Genomic DNA, 19,653 nt, shown 5'->3' with positions numbered 1-19,653 from the left:
GTGGACGGGGTGGTGGGACAGGTGGGCGGGGGCGCCATGCCGCTGGCCCGGTTGCCTTCCTTTGCGTGCATCCTCAACGTGGGTGCACCGGAATCTTTCCTCGAGCGCCTGCGCGCCGGCGGAATGCCGGTTATTGGCAGGATCGCGGATGGCGAGGTGGTCCTCGACGTCCGCTGTCTCGCGGAGGAGGAGCTCAGGTCGGTCGCCGAAGCAGTGGCGACCGCAAGTCCCGGGAAACCACCATGATCAACAGCGCCGTCCTCGTACTCAACCGGTATTACCAACCGGTGCATGTCACGTCGGTGAAGCGGGCCTTCAGCCTGTTGTATCAGGGCGTCGCCAAGGCCATCGACGCGCAGTACCGGCTCTACGAGTTCGATGATTGGGCGGCGCTGAGCGCCACCAATGACTGCATCACCACCATCAACCGGACCATCCGCGTCCCCCGGGTGCTGGTGCTCAGCGCGTATGACCACCTGCCCCGAGGGCGGGTGCGCTTCTCCCGGCTCAACATCTACGCGCGCGACGCGGACACCTGTCAGTACTGCGGCAAGAACCTGCCGCGCAGCGAGCTGAACCTGGACCACGTCATGCCCCGCACGCAGGGTGGCAAGACGACGTGGGAGAACGTCGTGTGCTCGTGTGTGCCCTGCAATCTCAAGAAGGGGGGCCGCACGCCGGAGCAGGCGGACATGAGGCTCCTGAAGAAGCCGGTGCGCCCGCGCTGGACGCCGTTGTTCCGGGGCGCCACGCGCAAGGTGACGTATCAGGAGTGGCTGCCCTTCCTGCACCTGGCGGATGCCTCGTATTGGAACGTGGAGCTGTTGGACGAGTAGGGCGCCCGAGCGCTTGTTCACCGGCCTGCCCGGCGAACCCTGTAAAATGGGGCGTCGCGGGGGGAGTCATGGCTCGGGTTGATCCACGAAGTGGCCACGGATTGGCGGGGAGTCGACTCGGGCGGTAGGACGGGCTTTGATGCCCCTGCCCATGTCCAAATCCACGCGAGCGCCCCAGGCCGATGCCCGTGCCCTGGGGACCCCGACCGCCGAGCCGGTGGCCCCAGGGCCTGGCGGCGCTCGGCAGCGGCCCCGGCGCATCATCGCCGTGGGCGGTGGCAAGGGCGGCATCGGCAAGTCGATGGTGTCCGCCAACCTGGGCGTGGCGCTGGCCCAGGCGGGGCTGAACGTGCTGCTGGTGGACGCGGACCTGGGCGGCGCGAACCTGCACACGTGCCTGGGGGTGGGGCAGCCGGAGGCGACGCTGTCGGACTTCCTCAGGCGCAACAAGTCGCGGCTCGAGGACGTCATCGTCCCCACGGGGGTGCCCCGGCTGTCGCTCATCGCGGGCGCGCAGGACGCGCTGGACGCGGCGAACCTCAAGTACGCGCAGAAGCAGAAGCTGCTCAAGACGCTGATGGGCGCGTCGGCGGACTACCTCATCCTGGACCTGGGCGCGGGGACCAGCTTCAACACCATCGACTTCTTCATCCTGGCGGACCACGGGTTGTTGGTGGTGCTGCCGGAGCCGACGTCGGTGGAGAACGCGTACCGCTTCGCGAAGGCGGCGTTCTTCCGGCGGCTGCAGCAGATGGAGGCGGAGTACGGCATCCAGGACCTGGTGGACAGCGCGCTCACCACCCGGGAGGGCTCGCTGCGGACGTTGCATGACGTGCTGGCGCAGGTGCGCAACAAGGACCCGGCGGGTGCGGAGCGACTGGAGCGGGAGCTGTCCGAGTTCCGCATCCGGCTGGTGGTGAACCAGGCGCGCACGGACGCGGACCTGAACGTGGGTGCGGCGGTGGCCTCGGCGTGGAAGAAGTTCTTCGGCATCGCGATGGATGACCTGGGCGCCATCCGGTATGACGATGAGGCCTGGCGCGCGGTGCGCAAGCGGCGCCCCGTGCTCATCGAACGACCCGACGCCCCGGCCGCCCTGGCCATCCAACGTATCGCCTCAAGACTGCTCGCCCTCGACGCGACCCCCGACCCATCCTCGTCACCATGAAGCCTTTCGCGCAGCAGACCTATTACGAGCTCCTGGAGGTCCCGGTCACAGCGCCCATGGAGGAGATTCGCGCCGCGTACTCCCGACTCATGGAGCTGTATGCGCCGGACTCCATCGCGGTGTACGCGCTGGTGGAGCCGGACCAGGTGGATGCGCTCCGCGCCCGGATGACCGAGGCGATGGAGATCCTCACGGATGGCGACCTGCGCGGTGAGTATGACCGCGACCTGGGGCTGCCGGCGCCCTGGGGCACGGTGAAGGCGGCCGAGGCGCTGGCGAGCGCGGTGGAGGAGGGGAAGAAGAAGCGCGCGTCCGAGGACGCGGCCCCGGCCCTGAGCGGGCCCGAGGCGTTCCGGGCGAGCTTCGTCAGTGGCTACTCGCTGTCGTATGTGACGAGCTCCCTGCAGACCGCGCCGCTCGTCGGCGGGCTGGTGGATGTGCCCGCCTCGCTGAGCGTGGGCGCGGAGGCGCAGGCGGCGGGGCCGGTGCCCGTGTCGTCCGGTGCGAAGGCCGTGAGCGCCGTGGTGCAGGGTGCGCCTCGGCAGGAGGGGAGCGCCTCGGTGGAGTCGGCTCCAGTTGCCGCGCCCCGGGGCGCGCAGTTGGTGGAGTCCGCTCCTGTCCCCGCTGTCCCGTCGGCGCCTGTCGCCCCGATACCGGCCGAGTCCTCTCCGTCGGCGGCGTCCGCCCCCGTTGCCTCGGTCTCGACCGGGGACTCGTCCTCGGTCCCCGCGTCTGTTGCCTCGGCACCGGCCGTGGTGGCGCCACCGGTCGAGTCTGCCCCTGTGTCCGCGCCGCCGGCCGCGCTCTCCTCGCCTGTGAGCTCGGCGCCGGTTGTGGCCGGCCCTCCCGTGGAGGCGGCCCCTGTCGTGGCTCCGGTTGCCTCGGCGCCGGCCGTGGTTGCGCCGCAGGTGGGGGCGACGCCTGTTGCCTCGGCACCGGTCGCGGTCACGCCGCCCGCGGAGCCGGCGCCCGTTGTCGCAGCACCGGTTGTGGTCGCGCCGCAGGTGGATGCGACTCCTGTTGCCTCGGCGCCGGTTGTGGTCGCGCCGCAGGTGGAGACGACTCCTGGTGCCTCGGCACCGGTCGTGGTCGCGCCGCAGGTGGATGCGACTCCTGTTGCCTCGGCACCGGTTGTGGTCGCACCGCAGGTGGAGGCGACTCCTGTTGCCTCGGCACCGGTTGTGGTCGCGCCGCAGGTGGAGGCGACTCCTGTTGCCTCGGCGCCGGTTGTGGTCGCGCCGCCGGTAGAGTCGACGCCCCCCGTCGCCTCGGCACCGGCCGTGGTCGCGCCACAGGTGGACGCGACGCCCGCTGCTTCAACGCCCGAACCGTCGCCGGCTCACGTCGCCACGGTGAGCCCCGCTCCGGCCCCCGTCGCCGTGGCCGCGAGCCCGGACGTCCCCGCGTCGGTGCCGACCCAGCCCTCGGAGCCGGGGACGTCCATCGTCGTGGCTGGAACGCCCGCCAGGACTCCGGAGCCCGCGCCGCCCCCCGTGACGCGTCCGGTCGGACCGACGGCGCCGCCGCCCGTGGCCCCCTCGCAGAACCGTGTCCAGTCGGGGCGGCAGTTGAGCGAGGCCCAGGTGCTCGCCCAGGACTCGGCCATCGCCACGGCGGAGGCCGCGCTGGCGCAGGTCGCCGCCAGGACTCGCGAGCCCCGTCCCCGTCTGCCGGACATCCCCGCCGACGCCGAGTTCAACGGCGAGCTGCTGCGCCGCGTCCGTGAGACGCGGGGCTACACGCTCCAGCAGGTCGCCGACCGCACCCGCATCTCCTCGCGCCACCTGGAGAACGTGGAGGCGGACCGCTACACGGCGCTGCCCGCGCAGGTCTACCTCCGGGGCATCCTCATGAACCTCGCCCGCGAGCTGGGGTTGGATCCGCTCCGGGTGTCCAGGAGCTACCTGGCCTTGGCTTCTGAGAAGTCAGGCAAGAAATGACGCCGCCCTGGAGGGGTGCCGACTTTTGCTCGTACCGCAAGGAAAGTTGACTCCCCTCCGAGCGGTGCCTATGTAGGAAAGACGATGACGGACGAGGAAAAGATCAAGGCGATGCGGCTCGCCCGTGCGATTGCCTCGGATATCTCGCTCTACAACGAGCAGAAGATCATCAAGGGTATCGAGCAGGACAACCTCTTCGAGGTCCTCAAGGAGGAGCTGGAGGAGGGCCGAGAGCTCTACAAGAGCCGCGTCAGCCAGGAAGTCTTCACCACGGCGAACTTCTTCGAGCGCGCCATCAACGACATCGTCCTGCGCTCCAAGGCGCACGTGAAGTCGAAGATCTGGTAGTCCGCCCCCCGTGGCAGCGCCCGACACGCGAGAGCATCGCGCCCCGCCGGAAGCCCGCGGAGAGCGCATCGACCAGTATCTCGCGGGCGTCTTCACCGACCTGACCCGCTCCCGCATCCGGGGCCTCATCGACGACGGGCACGTGCTCGTCGCCGGCAAGCCCGTGAAGGCGGCGATGCGGCTGCGCGGTGGCGACACGCTCACCCTCCATGTCCCGCCGCCCGTGGCCGCCCTCCCGGAGGCCGAGGAGCTGCCGCTGTCCCTGCTCCACGAGGACAAGGACCTCGTGGTCGTGGACAAGGCCGCTGGCATGGTGGTTCACCCTGGCGCGGGCCACGCCTCCGGCACCCTGGTCAACGCGCTCCTGCACCGAGTGAAGGACCTGGCCGGCGTCGGCGGCGAGCTGCGCCCGGGCATCGTCCACCGGCTCGACAAGGACACCACCGGCTGCCTCGTGGTGGCCAAGAACGAGCAGGCCCTCGTCGCGCTCCAGAAGTCCTTCAAGGGGCGCGAGGTCTCCAAGACGTACCTGGCCCTCGTGCACGGCGTCCCCCCGGCGGAGGGCCGCATCGAGACGCTCTACGGCCGCCACCCCGTGCACCGCCAGCGCTTCACCGGCAAGGTGCGCGAGGGCAAGCCCGCCATCACCCTGTTCCGCGTGCGCCAGGCCTTCGACGGCGCGGCCCTGGTGGAGGTGGACCTGCTCACCGGCCGCACGCACCAGATTCGCGTGCACCTGGCCGAGTCGGGCCACCCGCTGCTGGGAGACACCCTCTACGGCGCGGGCCGCAAGCCCAAGGGTGAGGCCGCCGCCGCGCAGGAGCGCCTGGGACGTCAGGCCCTGCACGCGTGGAAGCTGGCCTTCGCGCACCCGCGTACGGGCAAGGCGCTGTCGCTGGAGGCGCCGATTCCGGAGGATTTCGCCGCGGCGCTCACGCTGCTCGGGGGCCCGGAAGCGCCCCCGGTGGCGGAGGCGAAGCAGAAGGCCCCCGCTCGCAAGAAGGCGGCGACGAAGAAGCGCGCGGCTACAGCCCGGAAACGCTGAGCGACTGCTGGCGCTTGCTCAGCACCTTCACCGGCTGGATGGCCATGACGCGCATGAAGACCTCGAGCAGCTCGGGGTCGAACTTGTTGCGCATCTCCGTCCACATCAGCATCAAGGCCACTTCCGGTCCGTAGGCATCCCGGTACGGGCGCTTGGACGTGAGCGCGTCGTACGCGTCGCAGATGGCGATGATCTTCGCGTAAGCCCCCAGGTTCGTCTTGGGGATGATCATCTGGATGTTGCCGCGTGAGTCGCGCACCGCGGTGCCGAAGTCCGTCTTGTGCTCGAACGTCGTCACCACGCGCAGCAGCGTGGAGCGGCTGAAGCCCTTCTCCATGAGGATGTTGCGCACGGAGATGAGCGGCGCGCGCTGCACCGCCACGCGCTCCTCGGGCGTGAGCGCCCCGCGCTTGGTGGCCAGCTCCTCCGGCAGCGTCGTCATGCCCGCGTCGTGGAACAGCGCGATGTAGCCCAAATCACGCAGCTGCGGCTTCGTCAGCCCCAGCTCCGCGCCGAAGACGATGCTCATCAGGCACACGTTGACCTGGTGGTACACCAGGTACTCGTCCTCGCGCCGCATCGTCGTCATGCCCAAGAAGTGCGTGCGCTGGTCGTAGCTGATGTCCACGAAGTCCTGCACCAGCCGCAGCGCCTTGGAGGCGTTGATGGGCTTTCCTGCGCGCACCGACTCCAGGTACTTGCCGAGGAAGAACACCGAGCGGGCGTAGACGGTCATCGCGTACTTCTTGCGATCGACCTTCTGGTCGCCCGGGTTGTTCATGTCCTTGTCCAGCTTCTCCTTGAGCTTGGAGAACTTGGCCACGCGCATGTTGAGCAGCTTGCGGCCGGACAGTCCGTCCTCCTCCGACTGGGCCGTCTGCTCCTTGCTGAAGATCCAGATGAAGTTCTTCAGCTCCGGCACCGTCACCGGCTTGGTGAGCGTGAAGCCGCCCACGTCCTTGCCGCGCATCTCGGCGAGCAGGTAGCGCTGGTTCTCGATGGAGTTGAGGTCCACCTTCACCAGCATGCCGTTCAGGTAGAACGAGTCCTTGACGCCCGCGAGCTCCAGCCGGCCTTCCTTGCCGATGATTTGATTGATGATGTCCTGGAGCTGGTGCAGCGGCTTCTGGAAGACGGCGTTCTCGGGGTCATACATCTTCACCGAGCGCACGAGCATGTAGAGGCCGGCCACCATGGCGCGCGAGAGCGACTGGAGCTTCTCGTTGTGCTCGCGCCCGAACTCGCTGGTGTTCTCGTCCTGGCTCTGGGTGATTTTCAGATTCTCGGCCATCGCTCAGTTCTCCTCCGGCAGTGCCGAGTCCCCGAACAGCGCCTTGCGTGTCTGATACATCGCCTTGCGACCCGCGGTGAGCAGCTCCACCGGCTGGTTGCGGTCCTCGACGACGGCCTGCAACATCTTGTAGCTCTGGATGGAGCACGCGCCCGCCAGCCCCGCCACGGCCAGCAGCTTGTCCTCCAGCACCCGCTTCTTGTTGAGCAGGGACGGCTTCACGGCGAGCAGCTGCTGCATGTGCGAGAGCGCGCCCGGCGTGCCCGTGGCGCCCACCGCCGCGTAGAAGGCCGTGCGCTCGTCGGGCGTCTTCTTGTCGAAGGCCGGCTCGCGGATGAGGCGCATCAGGTCCGAGTACGCCTTGTCCCGGTCGAACTCCGGCAGCATCCGCGCGGCGAGCATGCGCACCTGGGAGACGGGGTCCGCCAGGGCCTCGGCCACCAGCCGGCGCGCCTCGCCGGTGCGGCCGCGGCCGATGATGCCGAGCACCTCCAGCTTCACCACCAGGTTGGGGCTCTTGAGCACCTGGCCGAACATCTTGATGCGCTCGGGGTGGTTGCTCTTCTCCAGGATGTAGACCATGTCGCGCACCGTCTGCGGACGGTCCGACGTGAGCCGCGCCACGAAGGGCTCCGGCGTGTCCCGCGCGACGATGGCCAGCGCGTCGCAGAGCAGCGCGCGGTTCTCGGGAATCTCCAGCGTCTCCAGCACGGTGAGCAGCGGGATGACGGAGTCGCGCCCCAGGGCCTGCAGGTAGCGCGTCACGTCCTGCGGCTGCTTGGGCCGCGCGCCCTTGAGCGACTCGCCCAGGCGCATCAGCCGCTGCTCCTCGCCCATCCTGTGCAGGAAGGACTCCAGCAGCTTCTCCAGCGACTGTCCGCCGTCCTTCTGCGACAGCGCGCGCAGCTTGAGGACGATTTGATTGATGGTGCCGAAGTCGTCCTGGAGCAGGAGCATGTCGAGCAGCTGCACGAAGATCTCCTCGAGCAGCGTGCCGTCCTCCACGCCTCCTTCGACGACCTGGAACACGGCGCTCACCAGCTTGGGGAACAGCCGCGAGCCCTCCTCCTCCATCACCTCGCGCTGCAGCCGCGCCTTCAGCTCGTCCGACGCGTGGCGCCCGCCGACGACCAGGCCGCGGATCTGCTCCACGCCGTCCATCTTCGCGTCCAGGTCCTCCGCGGACACGCGCGCGAAGCGCAGGTAGTCATCCGAGTTCGTCTGCAGGCGCGAATAGAGGTAGCCCACCACCTTGTCCACCTCGACCTGCACCTCCTCCTCGCTGGCGTTCTCCATGGAGAAGCCTTCCACCACCACGTACTCCACGTGCTCCATGCTCGCGCGCCACAGCTGCGCCAGCACGTCGTCCGCGCCGCGCTCGGGCTCGGACAGGGAGATGAGCGTGAAGGTGGTCAGCTCCTCCACCGTGAGGCCGGGGCGGAAGATGAGCTGACGGATGCCGTCGCGGTAGAACTTGTAGGGCAGCGGCGTGTCTTCCGAGAAGAGCGAGTCGTTGTGGAGCGTGAGGTTCTGCTGCTCCACCTTCAACGACAGCGGTCCGAACTTCTCCGTGTACTGGGAGATGGCCTCCAACGCCTTCGAGAGGAACTCGGGGAAGCGAGCCTCGTTGTGGCGGTACATGCCGATCTGCTTGATGCCCTTGAGGAGATGGAACGCGAACGTGCGCGCCATCTCCACCTTCTCTCGGACCTCCGGGGACTGCTCGGCGTCCGTGCTCGCGTCCTGGGTCTTTTGGGGCTGGGCCATGCGTCTGCAACTCTCCGCTCGGGCGGTATCACCAGCCTACTCCGAAATCCTCCGAACCCCCAGCCGGCGGCGGTAGGAACTTCGGGGACTTGGAGGGAGATGGGTCTACCCCGACACGCGCGCACAGGGATTCCCGAGTAAGAGCCGGGTGCCGGGCTCCGTGGCCTTGCTCCGAAGCAGTGCGTCAGACGTGCTCGCTAGGCTTCCTTTCGAGGGGCCAGGGAACTGGCCTCCATTGGAGGAGTTCACATGCATCGTCTCTTGAAGCGCGGAGCCTCGGCCTGCTGTGTCGCGACGTTGCTGGCCGCGCCCGCGGTCCTCGCTGGTTTCACGACGGAGTCAGCCCATTGTTACAAGAACGCGGATGGCTCTGGCCGGTGCCAGGGCAGCCTCCTCGGCTTCCGCAATCACGCCGGCGCCAACACGCAGGCGCTCTTCTCACGGTCCAGCAACGCGGCGCCGTACTTCTACGCGGCGCTCACCACGGGCGCGACGACGGAGTATTTCAGCTGCACGCCCGACGCGGTGACAGGGGCTCACTGGAGCAAGGCCATGAACCACGAGGGCTTCTTCTCCATCTACTGGTCGGCCGGGGGGAGCTGCTATTCGTTGTTCCTGATCAACGGCAGCCAGTACTCGAATTTCTGAGCCATCTCATGAACACCCAGGTGTTTCAGGGCTGGCTTCCGAGCCTGACCACGGCGGTGGGGTGCGCATGGGGGTGCTGGCTCGCGGTGAGCCAGGCGCAGCAGTTCCAGGAGCAGCGCGTGGAGCAGCTCACGGATGAGGTGGGGGCGCTGCGCCGGGCACTGGAGTCTCGTGCTCACGCCGCGGGGGCGGGCTTGATGGTGGGCGCGTCCTCCCCAGTGGCCTCCGGGCAGGGGCGCCTCTCCGGAGAAGAGCTGGAGGCCATGGCCCTGCGGGTGGCCACGTTGCTGAAGGCGTCAGGAGGGCCCGTCGTGGGGACCGGTGAGCCCGAGGCGTCCGCGCCTTCCGTGCCGGAGCTGTCCTCGGAGCAGCGCGAGTCGGCAACGCGGGTGGGCACGATGGTGGACCGGGTGGTCTCCAGCGGACGCATGACGGCCGAGGACGTGCTCGAGATTCGGCGCGAGCTCGCCCACCTTCGAGGCCGTCCCGAGGCCGACGAGCTCCGCAAGAAGCTCATCGTCGCCATCAACCAGGACCGGCTCATCCCCGCGCCGGATGCCGATGGTCTTCCGTAGCGCTCGCTTCACTTCGCTTCGAGCAGTCGAACGTCACACGGCTCAGGAGTCACAAAACATGAAGCAGTTCTCTTCTTCGAGGTCCCTTGTTCGCAAGGGCCTGTTCCCTGGTATTGCCCTCGCGGCCCTGGCGCTCGCTCCCGTCGCGTGGGGAGGGCTCCAGTCGCGGACCGTCTTCTGCCAGAAGAACACGGATGGCTCGGGGCTTTGCTACGGCAACCTGGTCGGCTTCCGCCAGGACGCGGCGACGACCTCCTCCGCGTCCTTCCGGGATGACATGGTCGGCGGCCGCCTCTTCCAGGCCTATGCGACCCCGGCGGGGGCCACCACCTACACCATCTACAGCTGCGTGCCCGACGCGGTCGTGGGCGAGCTCTGGGAGCAGGCCCTGAGCACCCGGGGCTTCTTCCGGGTGGAGTGGGACGCCACGGGCACCTGCAAGTACCTCAGACTCGTGAACGGCTCGCAGAACACGAACTTCTGATGACGGGAGGGACGGCGCTCCCAGGAGCACGGGAGCGCCGTCACCTCACGGGGCTACTTGCCGGCGGGCGGCGGAGACACCGCGGCGCTGGGGCCACGCAGGGCCGAGCGCAGCAGGAACAGCGTCAGGCCGCCGAAGAAGAGCAGGCCCCAGAGGTTGGACCAGAGCGGATGCGCCAGCTCGCTCTCGCCCACCGTGTTGAGGAAGCCGCCGAGGGCGCCCTCGTGGCCGAGGACCGCCGGCAGGTTGATGGCGCGCGAGCCGGCGCCGTCCGTGGCGATTTCGAGGAAGGCGATGAGCACGCCCGCGATGGAGCCGCCCGCGATGTAGCCGGAGGAGAGCAGGGTGCCCGGCGAGAAGTCGGACTCACCGCCGCGCACGCGGTCCACGAAGTAGCGCACCATGCCGCCCACGAAGAGCGGCGCGCTGCTGCTGATGGGCAGGTACACGCCCACCGCGAAGGGCAGCGAGGACACGCCGCACAGCTCCAGCATCAGCGCGATGAACACGCCCAGCAGCACCAGGTCCCACGGCAGCCGCTGCGTGAGGATGCCGTCGATGATGAGCGCGAACAGCTGCGCCTTGGGCGCCGCGTAGCGGGTGAGGGCCTGGCCCTCGTAGGTGCTGATGCGGCCGCCGATGCCCGGGTCCACCACGTACTGGATGGTGCCGGCGCCGTCGACCAGGTACTTGCCCGCGGGCACCGGCGTGTCCGCGCCCCGCACGTAGCCTTCCTTGAAGGTGCGCTGGGGGCCCTCGGTGACGGCGCCCAGGTCGGACACCTTCACCTGCGAGCCGCCCGTGGGGCTCAGCGTCACGCCGCCCACGTCCTGCGCGCCCACCTGCCGCCAGCTGCGCAGCTCCAGCGCGCCGTTCGTGTTGGCCAGCTCGTAGCCCTGCGCCCAGGCCGCCTTGCGCAGCGCCGCCTCGTCCAGGTTGCGCGACGCCAGCGCGTCCGCGGACACGCTCCACGGGAACACGTACTGGGTGCGCGTCTCCTCGGTCAGCTCGGTGACCTGCACGTTCGGGTGCGGCTCCGGGATGGTGACGGTGGCGCCCTTGTTGAGCGTCACCAGCACCAGGCCGATGAACATGGCGCTGGTCAGCACGCCCACGAAGAGCGCCGTCTGCTGCCGCCGGGGCGTGCCGCCCACCAGGAAGGCCGTCTTCAGGTCCTGCGCGGTGGTGCCACCGTTGGACGCGGCGATGCCGACGATGGCCGCCGTCGTCAGCGCCATGAAGCGGTCATTGGAGTCCGTCCAGCCCAGCATCAGGTACACCAGGCACGTGACGAGCAGCGTGGCCACCACCATGCCGGAGATGGGGTTGGAGGAGCTGCCAATTTCACCCGTGATTCGCGCGCTCACCGTCACGAAGAAGAAGCCGAAGACGATGATGAGCAGGGCGGAGATGAAGTTGACGTGCAGCGGGGGCGCCAGCCAGATGGTCAGCACCAGCATCAGGCTGCCCACCAGCACCACGGTGATGGGGAGGTCCTGCTCGGTGCGCAGCAGCTGCGGCGCGCCGCCGTGCGCGCGCGAGGCCTTGAGCGACTCCACGCCGCGCTTGAACGCGCCGATGATGGTGGGCAGCGACCGGATGAGGCTGATGAGGCCGCCCGTCGCCACCGCGCCCGCGCCGATGTAGAGCACGTACGCGTTGCGGATCTGGTCCGGGGACATGTCCCGGATGAGCTGCCCGTTGTGCACCAGCAGCGGCTGGTCCAGTCCGCCGCCGAAGAAGGAGATGGCGGGGATGAGGATGAGGTAGCTCAGCACGCCACCGGCGAAGGTGATGGCCGCCACCCGGGGCCCGATGATGTAGCCCACGCCGAGCAGCTCCGGGCTCACCTCGGTGGAGAGCGTGGCGCTCTTGAGGCCCTTGAGCGGGGTGCTCAGCACCTCGCGGAACAGCTTCATGCCGGAGTAGGCGAACTTGTAGATGCCGCCCACCAGGAAGCCGATGATGACCGTGCGCGCGTTGGTGCCGCCCTGCTCACCGACGATGAGCACGTCCGCGCTGGCCGTGCCCTCCGGGTAGGGCAGCTTGCCGTGCTCCTGGACGATGAGGCCCTGGCGCAGCGGAATCATCATCAGCACGCCGAGCACACCGCCCAGCGCCGCCGTGAGGAACGCGTGCGTCAGGCTGATGTCGTAGCCCAGCAAGAGCAGCGCCGGGAGCGCCGCCGCCACGCCGAAGGCCAGCGACTCTCCCGCCGAGCCCGTCGTCTGGACGATGGTGTTCTCCAGGATGTTTGACTTGCCCAGCGCCCGGAAGATGGCGATGGAGAGCACCGCCACCGGAATCGAGGCGGACACCGTGAGGCCCACCTTGATGGCCAGGTACACGGACGAGGCGGCGAACACGATGCCCAGCACCGAGCCGAGCACCAACCCGCGGATCGTCATCTCCGTGGGGGACTGGTCGGGTGGGATGTACGGGGAGTGTTGGTGGGGCGCGTGCGATTGCGCGAGCGGAACACGCTCGTCGACGACCGGCGGGGTACCGTGGGCCAAGCGAAAGGCTCCTTACGAGGGAATCGGGCCCCTTCTAGCAGGGCCCCGCCCGGCGCGCGAAGCAATGCCCCTCAAATGGCAAGCGCCCCCACCCCGGGAGGGATGGAGGCGCTCGGGGTGGCCCTCGTGGAACCGGGGCCGACCTGCCGCGTCAGGCGGGGACTACTGCTGCAGCGCCGCCGCGTCCGGGTCCACCTCGGCCATCAGCGCGGCCAGCTCCGCCTTGAGCTTGTCCTTGGCTCGAATCTCGAGCTGGCGGGCGCGCTCGCGCGAGAAGCCGAAGTGCTCGCCCAGCTCCTTGAGCGTCATGGGGCGCTCGTTCATCACCCGCTGCTCGATGATGAAGCGCTCGCGCGGGTCCAGGCGCATCAGCGCGGTGCGGACGCGGGCGTTGATGAGGCCCGCCTCCTCCTTGTCGGCGAACTCGTCGTCCTGCGGGGCCGCGGCGCTGACCACGAAGTCCACGTGGCTGTTGCCGCCGTCCTCGCCCATGGGCGCGTCGAGCGAGAGGTCCCGCCCGCCCATGCGCTGCTCCATCTCCCGCACCTCGCCGGGCTTCACGTGCAGCCGGCGGGCAATCTCCTCCACGTTGACCACGGCCTCGCCGTTGCCGAACTTCTCCAGCTCACGGCGCGTGCGCGCCAGGCTGAAGAACAGCTTCCGCTGCGCCTGGGTGGTGCCGAGCTTCACCAGCGACCAGCTCTTGAGGATGTAGTTCTGGATGTACGCGCGAATCCACCACACCGCGTAGGAGATGAGGCGGATGCCCTTGTCCGGGTCGAACTTCTGCACGGCCTTCATCAGGCCGATGTTCCCCTCCTGGATGAGGTCCGACATCTTGATGCCGTAGGAGCGGTATTCATAGGCGACCTTGACCACGAAGCGCAGGTTGCTCGTGACGAGCCGGTGGCCCGCGGCCAGGTCTCCCTGGATGAAGCTGCGCGCCAGCGCCTGCTCCTCCTCCACGGTGAGGAGGTTGTAGTGGTTGATCTCCGAGAGGTACATCGCCAGGGAGCCGGAGTTGGACGACTGCTCGGTGGACGCCTGCATGGATGGTTTCTCCCGACGTGGGGCCTCGTGGAGGCCGCTAGGTTTTTTCGGACCGCTTGACGACTGAACGAGGGCTGTCATGAGCAACCCGGATGCCAGCGCCACCCACACCACCTTCCCCTGTGTCTGCGGGGGGTTGGCGGAACCGTCGCTCATGTACAAAGAAGGAGGGCTGTAACCGTTACGGCCGACCTGGGAACTCGCCGGGACTTCGCGGCTGTAGAATGTGCCCGTCTGTGCACGTGACGCCTCCAGGGAGGAGCACCTGGGCCCTGTCGAGGAGCCGAGGTGCCGAGCGAGCGCGGAAGCTCCCTTGCCCGCCTGGCAGGTGAGCTCCCTCTGACGAGAGGGCCGCGCACGGCGCCTTTCGCCTTCCCGTGGATGAACGGCTAACGACTCCGGCGGCCGCTGTCCGGCGCGATTTTCCGCGCCCGGGGGGACGCCCGGAGAGCCACCCGCCACGCGAGCCCATGGCGCCCGAGGCGGGCAGGGCGGTGAGGCTCAGCCGCGCCGGGCGCGACCTCCCTCCGGGGAATCACTTGGCTCTGCCGCCGTGCCGGGGCTCGCCGTTCGAGGCGGGCGCGTGCCGGTGCGCACTCCCTCAGGAGGCGCGGGCGCGCCGCTCATCCGTGCGGGCCGGCACCTGGGCCTCCCTGCGGACGAAGTCGGAGACGGCGCTCTTCAAGGAGCGCAGCAGCGTGTCTGCTTCGCCCTGTCGCAGCGGACGCCCGCCGAAGCGGGCCTCCAGGTAGCGCCGGGTGATGGGCGCGAGCGCGGGCGCCAGCGCGTGGCCGTCCGAGGACATCCGCGCGTGCAGCTCCTCCAGCGTCTCGTCATCACCCCGCACGATGCCCGCCGAGGCGAGCTGTGCCTCCACCGCGTCCACGAAGCGCGTGGCCTCCAGCGGACGAGGCCGTCCCGAGAGCCGCTCCACGAGCCGCCACCCGGCATAGACGAGCATGCCCACCACCAGCGCCGCGCCCCAGGCCCGCGCGGGGGGCAGCTGGCCGCGCTCGTTCTTCTCGGAGCCCTTGGGCGGACGCACCAGCGCGCGCGCCACGTCCACCTGGTCCCGGAACGAGTAGTCGACGACGGAGTTGCGCCACCGCGACTCGATGGCCTCGTACAACCCCAGCAGCCGCTGCATCCACCTCGAGCCCTGGCCGGGACGATTCGCGGGCGGCGTCGCGTCCACGGTGACGAAGCCGCGCTCGGGCACCAGCACGTGCGTCCACGCGTGGGCGTCACCGGCGCGCAGGATGTAGCCCTCGTTCACCCGCTCGCCGCCGAAGAAGCCCGTGGCCAGCCGGGCCCGGATGCCCTGGGTTCGCAGCATCAACGTCAGCGCGGTGGCGAAGTGCTCGCAGTGCCCGGCCTTGCGCTCGAAGAGGAAGTCCGCCAGCGGGTCATCCCGCTCGCCGGCCTGCTCCAGCGTGTACGAGTGCTCGCGCTGCAGCCACGCGGCCAGCTTCTGCGCGGCGGCCATCGGCTCGCGCTCGCCGTCGAGGACCCGCGCCGCCGTCTGGGCCACGCGCGGGTCGATGTTCTCCGGCAGCGCCAGCAGCGCGTCCTGCTCCACCGGGGGCAGCTTGCGGAAGCGGTCGCCGCTGCCACCCGGCGGCAGGCTGTACGCCTCATAGGAGTAGGAGATGCCCGGCTCCAGGAAGCGCGCCTCGCCGCCGGACAGCTCCTGGAGCGAGGTGCGCCGGCCGCCCGTGCTCGTGTTCGCCACCGCGTTGCCCAGCCGCGACGGCGTCTCGAGCGCGATGAGCGTGCGACCTCCGTAGGCCGGCAGCAACTCCACGCGCTGGTGCACCAGGTTGTCGCCGCCCGGACGCAGCGTCAGCAGCGGCTCGCGCTCCTTGCGCACGCCGCCCGCGTTCGTCCACTCCAGCCCGTCGAAGATGTCGTAGGTGCGGCCCACCCAGTACGCGCCGAGCGCGTCCACGCCCGGGTCCGGGTTCAGCGTCGCGCGCAGCACGACGCGCGGGTTGTCCTTGATGGTCCCCGTGCCGCCCAGCCGCACCGTGTTGGAGAAGCCCGTCGTCGCGGGGCCGATGCCCGGCGACGCGCGAGGCCCCGTCATGTTCCAGTTGAGGCGGGGGAAGAGGATGAAGAAGGCCACCGCGCCGGCCACCGCGAAGCTGACCCCCGTGCTCAGGGGGCGCAGCACCTGTCGCACCGGGATGGGCTCACCCTCGGGCACCGCCGACTCCACCACGCCCAGCGCCAGCGAGACGCTGGACAGCACGCTGAAGGCGACCAGGAACAGGCCGTAGACGAGCTCACCGGACAGCGCCGCGCCGCCCGCCACCATCAACAGACCGGACAGGTGCACCTGCCCATCCGTGGCCGGGTCCGGCGTGGACAGGAGCCGGTGCGCGGAGATGAGGCCCGCGAAGGCACACGCGGCCACCACCAGGTTGAGCGAGCCCGCCGTGACATTGACGGCCAGCACCGCCGCCACGCCCAACAGCAACAGCGCCGTGAGCTTCGCGCGCCGGGCGAACAGCCGCTTGCCCAGGAGCGCCGCCACCAGCGAGAAGACATAGAGGCCCAGCGTCCACGGCGGCAGCTGGCCGGACACGGCCATCGACCCGAACGCGCAGCCGGAGGCCACGTCGCGCAGCACCAGTCGCAGTCGCGAGCCGCGCGTCATGCCGCCGCCTCCTCGTCCCGCGGCCGCTCGAAGCCCAGCCACGCCAGGGCCCTGAGGATGCGCCGCTCCTGCGCCGCGCCCGTGCCCGCGCGCAGCCGCTCCTCCGCGGTGTGGAGGCCCACCTCATGGCCCTCCTCGAGCAGCCGGTGGGCCAGCGCCGCGACCTCCTCGCAGCGCCGCTCCAGCACCTCGCCCTCCAGGCCCGGCTCGATGGACAGCATCCACGTGCGGCGCTCCTCGCGCTCGCGCTCCACGCGCAGGAGCTTCCCCATCGACGCGCTCTTGAGCCAGTGGATGCGGCGCGCGTCCTCGCCCTCGGCCAGCTCGCGCAGGCCCGTCACGTCGCCGCTGCCGTCGTTGCGGCGCGGGTTGCCCGCGTCACCCACCGGCCCTCGCTCGGCGTCGCCCGGGTCCATGCAGGCATAGCCGCGCTTGGGATAGACGAGCAGCAGGCCGTCGAGGGCGAGCACGCGCGTCTTGGCGAACAGCCCCAGGGGCCACGTCGTCGTCACCTGCACGCCCGTCAGCCGCACCGGCCCGCGGCGGGGCGCGACCAGGTCCGCGCGGACGATGTGCTCCACGCCGGAGGGCAGGTAGCCCACGCCGCCCGCGCCCGACAGCGGCGAGTCCGCCTCCGCGAGCGCCAGGGCGAAGGCCTGCCCCTGCTTGCGCGACACCGCCCAGCGGAAGGCGAACGGCTGACCCGCGAAGGCCGCGTCCGTGCCCACCCGGCGCACCGACAGGTCCCGGATGCACCGCTCCGACAGCACGCCGGACACCACCACCATGCTCAGCAGCAGGCCCAACAGCAGATAGAGCAGGTTGTTGCCCGTGTTGAGCGCGCCCAGCCCCACGCCGAACGTCACCACCAGGTACGTGCGGCCGATGCGCGTCACCCGGAGGGTCCGCGGCGGACGGAGCCTGGCGCGAAGCCGCGCCCAGCGCTGCTTCCACGTGGACTTCACCGCGGCGCCGGGACCTTTCGGACCAGCTCCTCCAACAGGTGCGCCGCCTCGTCCCGCGCCGCCACGCCCTGCACGGCGCTGCGCAGCAGCACGCGGTGCGCCCAGCACGGCACCAGCACCGCCCGCACGTCCCCGGGCGTCACGAAGTCCCGGGCCTCCCAGAGGGCCTGCGTGCGGGCCGCCGCGCCCAGCGCCAGCACCGCGCGCGTGGAGGCGCCTCGCTCGATGTCGCCGTGCTCGCGCGTCGCCCGCGCCAGCCGCACCACGTACTCCGCCACGGACGCGTCCAGCCGCTGCTCCGCCGACAGCGCGCGCAGGGCCGCCAGCTCCTCGGGGCTGGAGACGCCCTTGACGGCCTCCAGGGGCGGCGTGCGGCCCCGCGTGGCCAGCAGCCGCGCCTCCACGTCGGCGGCGGGGTGCCCCAGGGACAGGCGCACCATGAAGCGGTCCAGCTGCGAGTCCGGCAGCGGGTAGGTGCCGGAGAAGTCCACCGGGTTCTGCGTGGCCACCACCGTGAAGGGGGAGGGCAGGGCGTGCGTGCTTCCGTCGAGCGACACCTGGCCCTGTGCCATGGCCTCCAGCAGCGCGGATTGCGTGCGCGGCGGGGCGCGGTTGAGCTCGTCCGCGAGCACCAGCTGACGGAAGAGGGGACCGGGACGGAACTGGAAGGTGGCCGTCTGCGCGTGGAAGACCTGGGCGCCGAGGATGTCGGCGGGCATCAGGTCCGCGGTGAACTGCACGCGCGCGAAGCTCAGCCCACAGGCCCGGGCCAGGGCCTCCGCGAGCGTCGTCTTGCCAACACCCGGCACGTCCTCCAGCAACAGGTGCCCACCGGAGACCAGGCACGTCGTCACCAGGCGCGCCTGGGCCTGCTTGCCCTCGACGGCGCGCCCGAGCTCGGCGGCGATTCTCTCCATCGCCGGGCGCGCGGAGGCGGGGGACGGTACGTCGGCGGCGAGGACGCGGGCGGGCTGGGTCATCCGCCGTCACTCTAGCCGACTCCCCCGGGGCCGGCACCGCCAACTCCAGGGCACCCTCCAGGGGCGCCCGCCTGCTCGGCCTCCCTCGACTAGAGGGAGAGCACGTCCTCGGGCGTGTAGTACGGACGCTGCACCACCACGCCCGTCGTCACGCCGAAGTAGCGGAACATCCGCTCGTGGTGCGACGCCAGCCCGCGCAGCTTCACCGAGTCCGCCAGGTTGCGCGTCAGCACCCCCACCGCGCTGTCCTTGAACTCCCGCAGGTGGGTGAAGTCCACCACCACGTCCTGGCCCTGCAACGTGTCCAGCGACGTCTGCACCTCCTGCGCCGTCTTGCCGTCCAGAACCCCTTCCAGACGCAGGGTGATGCGACCTGCGACGTCCTCACGGTGGATCTGCAAACCCGCCATTGCTGTGCTCTCCCAATCGATGCGTGTGCGCGCTGTGCCGAAGTCTCGGGCACGGCGGCAGGAGCACATTCCGGGCCAATGTCGCACCCGGAAAACCCATGGAATATCCACGGGGTGCACTGCCAGGCGCGAACACTGCCTGGAGCTGGGAAGGAATTTCAGCCACCGGGATGCAACATCTACACGACTGTCAGCTGGCGGGCGTCCTGGTTGTCGCCTGCCGATCAACCCTGCCGGTCAATCGTCTTCTGCTGATCTCGCAGGGTCAGCTCGCGCTCCTGCTGGGCCTTCAGCTTGCGGAACTCCTTCACCACCTTGGTGGGGTAGCCCGCCATGAACTTCGTGCGCGCGTCCTTCTTGGCGAGGATGCGCCGGGCCAGCCCCGGGCCCGCGTTGTAGGCGACCAGCGCCTTCTCCACGGAGCCGAAGCGGTTGATGAGGTCCGCCAGGTAGGCCGTGCCCAGCGTCACGTTCGTCTCCGCGTCGAACAGGTTGGTGGAGCGGCCCAGCCGGAAGCCGGCCTTGTCCGCCAGCCACGTGCCCGTGTCCGGCATCACCTGCATCAGGCCCATGGCCCCCACGTGGGACACCGCGTAGTTGTTGAACGAGCTCTCGCAGCGGATGACCGCCACCACCAGCAGCGGGTCCACGTTGTTGCGCTGCGCCTCGCGGACGATGGTCACCGCCAGCCGGCGCTGCTGGTGCACCGGCAGCCCCGACGCCTTCACCATCTCCACCACGCCCAGGCGCTCGGCCTGCGCGAACATCGCCTCATCCTCGTACTTCTCCAGCTTCGCCAGCGCCGCCTTCAGCTCCCGCTCCCGCTGCTCCAGCGAGGCGCGCAGGTACATCACCTCCGCGGGCTCCCCCTGGGGCCCCGTGGGCACCTGCACCGGAAACGCGTACGCCCCCGCGCTCAACAGCATCGCCGCCGCCGTCACCGCCACCGTCCAGCCCCTCATCCCACCCTC

Annotated in this window: 17 protein-coding genes and 1 pseudogene; 9 read left to right on the top strand and 9 right to left on the bottom strand. The window is 69.9% G+C overall.

The genetic code is table 11. The features are described 5' to 3' along the window. The 6 genes and pseudogenes from FL311_RS27505 to FL311_RS27480 form a co-directional block, all read left to right on the top strand. Positions 1-246 (top strand): annotated as a pseudogene (locus FL311_RS27505) (L-seryl-tRNA(Sec) selenium transferase); the annotation flags it as partial. Continuing rightward, on the top strand, positions 243-836 hold the full coding sequence (locus FL311_RS27500) for an HNH endonuclease (protein ID WP_015350138.1): 594 nt from the start codon (positions 243-245) through the stop codon (positions 834-836). The pseudogene FL311_RS27505 and the gene FL311_RS27500, both read left to right, overlap by 4 nt. A gap of 301 nt (positions 837-1,137) precedes the next feature. Next, positions 1,138-2,004: a P-loop NTPase gene (locus FL311_RS27495; RefSeq protein ID WP_308477851.1), complete on the top strand. Its 867-nt coding sequence runs from the start codon at positions 1,138-1,140 to the stop codon at positions 2,002-2,004. Continuing rightward, on the top strand, positions 2,001-3,944 hold the full coding sequence (locus FL311_RS27490) for a helix-turn-helix domain-containing protein (protein ID WP_141329560.1): 1,944 nt from the start codon (positions 2,001-2,003) through the stop codon (positions 3,942-3,944). Before FL311_RS27495 ends, FL311_RS27490 begins: the two co-directional genes overlap by 4 nt. A gap of 84 nt (positions 3,945-4,028) precedes the next feature. Continuing rightward, the gene (locus FL311_RS27485) at positions 4,029-4,292 is read left to right on the top strand and encodes a hypothetical protein (protein ID WP_046714254.1); all 264 of its coding nucleotides are present in this window, start codon (positions 4,029-4,031) and stop codon (positions 4,290-4,292) included. Positions 4,293-4,302: 10 nt separating this feature from the next. Then, complete coding sequence (locus tag FL311_RS27480) at positions 4,303-5,337, top strand: RluA family pseudouridine synthase (RefSeq protein WP_141329558.1); 1,035 nt, start codon at positions 4,303-4,305, stop codon at positions 5,335-5,337. On the opposite strand, the gene FL311_RS27475 is transcribed toward FL311_RS27480, so the two are convergent. Together FL311_RS27475 and FL311_RS27470 are read right to left on the bottom strand one after the other, a co-directional pair. Next, entirely contained in the window at positions 5,318-6,628 is a 1,311-nt protein-coding gene (locus tag FL311_RS27475) for an HD-GYP domain-containing protein (RefSeq protein WP_141329556.1), read from the bottom strand. The genes FL311_RS27480 and FL311_RS27475 overlap by 20 nt on opposite strands. A gap of 3 nt (positions 6,629-6,631) precedes the next feature. Next, positions 6,632-8,395, bottom strand: a complete 1,764-nt coding sequence (locus FL311_RS27470) for a HEAT repeat domain-containing protein (protein WP_141329554.1) — start codon at positions 8,393-8,395, stop codon at positions 6,632-6,634. Positions 8,396-8,644: 249 nt separating this feature from the next. Between FL311_RS27470 and FL311_RS27465 the strand changes: the two genes are divergently transcribed. From FL311_RS27465 to FL311_RS27455, 3 genes are read left to right on the top strand one after another with little or no spacing between them, the layout of a single operon-like run. Next, positions 8,645-9,043, top strand: coding sequence for a hypothetical protein (locus FL311_RS27465; RefSeq protein WP_141329552.1), 399 nt, complete (start codon positions 8,645-8,647; stop codon positions 9,041-9,043). An 8-nt stretch (positions 9,044-9,051) separates the two neighbouring features. Further along, complete coding sequence (locus tag FL311_RS27460) at positions 9,052-9,618, top strand: hypothetical protein (RefSeq protein WP_141329550.1); 567 nt, start codon at positions 9,052-9,054, stop codon at positions 9,616-9,618. A 58-nt stretch (positions 9,619-9,676) separates the two neighbouring features. Further along, positions 9,677-10,102, top strand: coding sequence for a hypothetical protein (locus FL311_RS27455; protein ID WP_141329548.1), 426 nt, complete (start codon positions 9,677-9,679; stop codon positions 10,100-10,102). 53 nt (positions 10,103-10,155) lie between these two features. Here the strand turns inward: FL311_RS27455 and FL311_RS27450 are convergent, their stop codons facing one another. From FL311_RS27450 to FL311_RS27420, 7 genes are all read right to left on the bottom strand, one after another. Then, on the bottom strand, positions 10,156-12,618 hold the full coding sequence (locus FL311_RS27450; RefSeq protein ID WP_141329546.1) for an OPT family oligopeptide transporter: 2,463 nt from the start codon (positions 12,616-12,618) through the stop codon (positions 10,156-10,158). Between the two features lie 162 nt (positions 12,619-12,780). Then, on the bottom strand, positions 12,781-13,668 hold the full coding sequence (locus tag FL311_RS27445; protein ID WP_141329544.1) for an RNA polymerase factor sigma-32: 888 nt from the start codon (positions 13,666-13,668) through the stop codon (positions 12,781-12,783). A gap of 601 nt (positions 13,669-14,269) precedes the next feature. Next, complete coding sequence (locus tag FL311_RS27440) at positions 14,270-16,327, bottom strand: DUF3488 and transglutaminase-like domain-containing protein (protein ID WP_194869384.1); 2,058 nt, start codon at positions 16,325-16,327, stop codon at positions 14,270-14,272. Further along, positions 16,324-17,292 (bottom strand): DUF58 domain-containing protein, encoded by a 969-nt coding sequence (locus FL311_RS27435; protein WP_141329540.1) that lies wholly within the window; start codon positions 17,290-17,292, stop codon positions 16,324-16,326. The genes FL311_RS27440 and FL311_RS27435 overlap by 4 nt, the downstream gene beginning before the upstream one ends. Next, on the bottom strand, positions 17,289-18,272 hold the full coding sequence (locus tag FL311_RS27430; RefSeq protein WP_141329538.1) for a MoxR family ATPase: 984 nt from the start codon (positions 18,270-18,272) through the stop codon (positions 17,289-17,291). Before FL311_RS27430 ends, FL311_RS27435 begins: the two co-directional genes overlap by 4 nt. Before the next feature lie 89 nt (positions 18,273-18,361). Then, positions 18,362-18,682 carry an STAS domain-containing protein gene (locus FL311_RS27425; RefSeq protein WP_141329536.1) on the bottom strand — a complete coding sequence of 107 codons (321 nt, stop codon included), beginning with the start codon at positions 18,680-18,682 and terminating at the stop codon, positions 18,362-18,364. Between the two features lie 224 nt (positions 18,683-18,906). Continuing rightward, positions 18,907-19,653: lytic transglycosylase domain-containing protein (locus FL311_RS27420; RefSeq protein WP_228557116.1), on the bottom strand; the 747-nt coding region annotated here is incomplete at its 5' end.

The sequence above is a fragment of the Myxococcus sp. AB025B genome, assembly GCF_006518215.1.
GTDB classification, from domain to species: Bacteria; Myxococcota; Myxococcia; order Myxococcales; family Myxococcaceae; genus Myxococcus; species Myxococcus fulvus.
The sequence above is the reverse complement of the archived record's forward strand: the minus strand, read 5'-3'. Positions and strand labels throughout refer to the sequence as shown.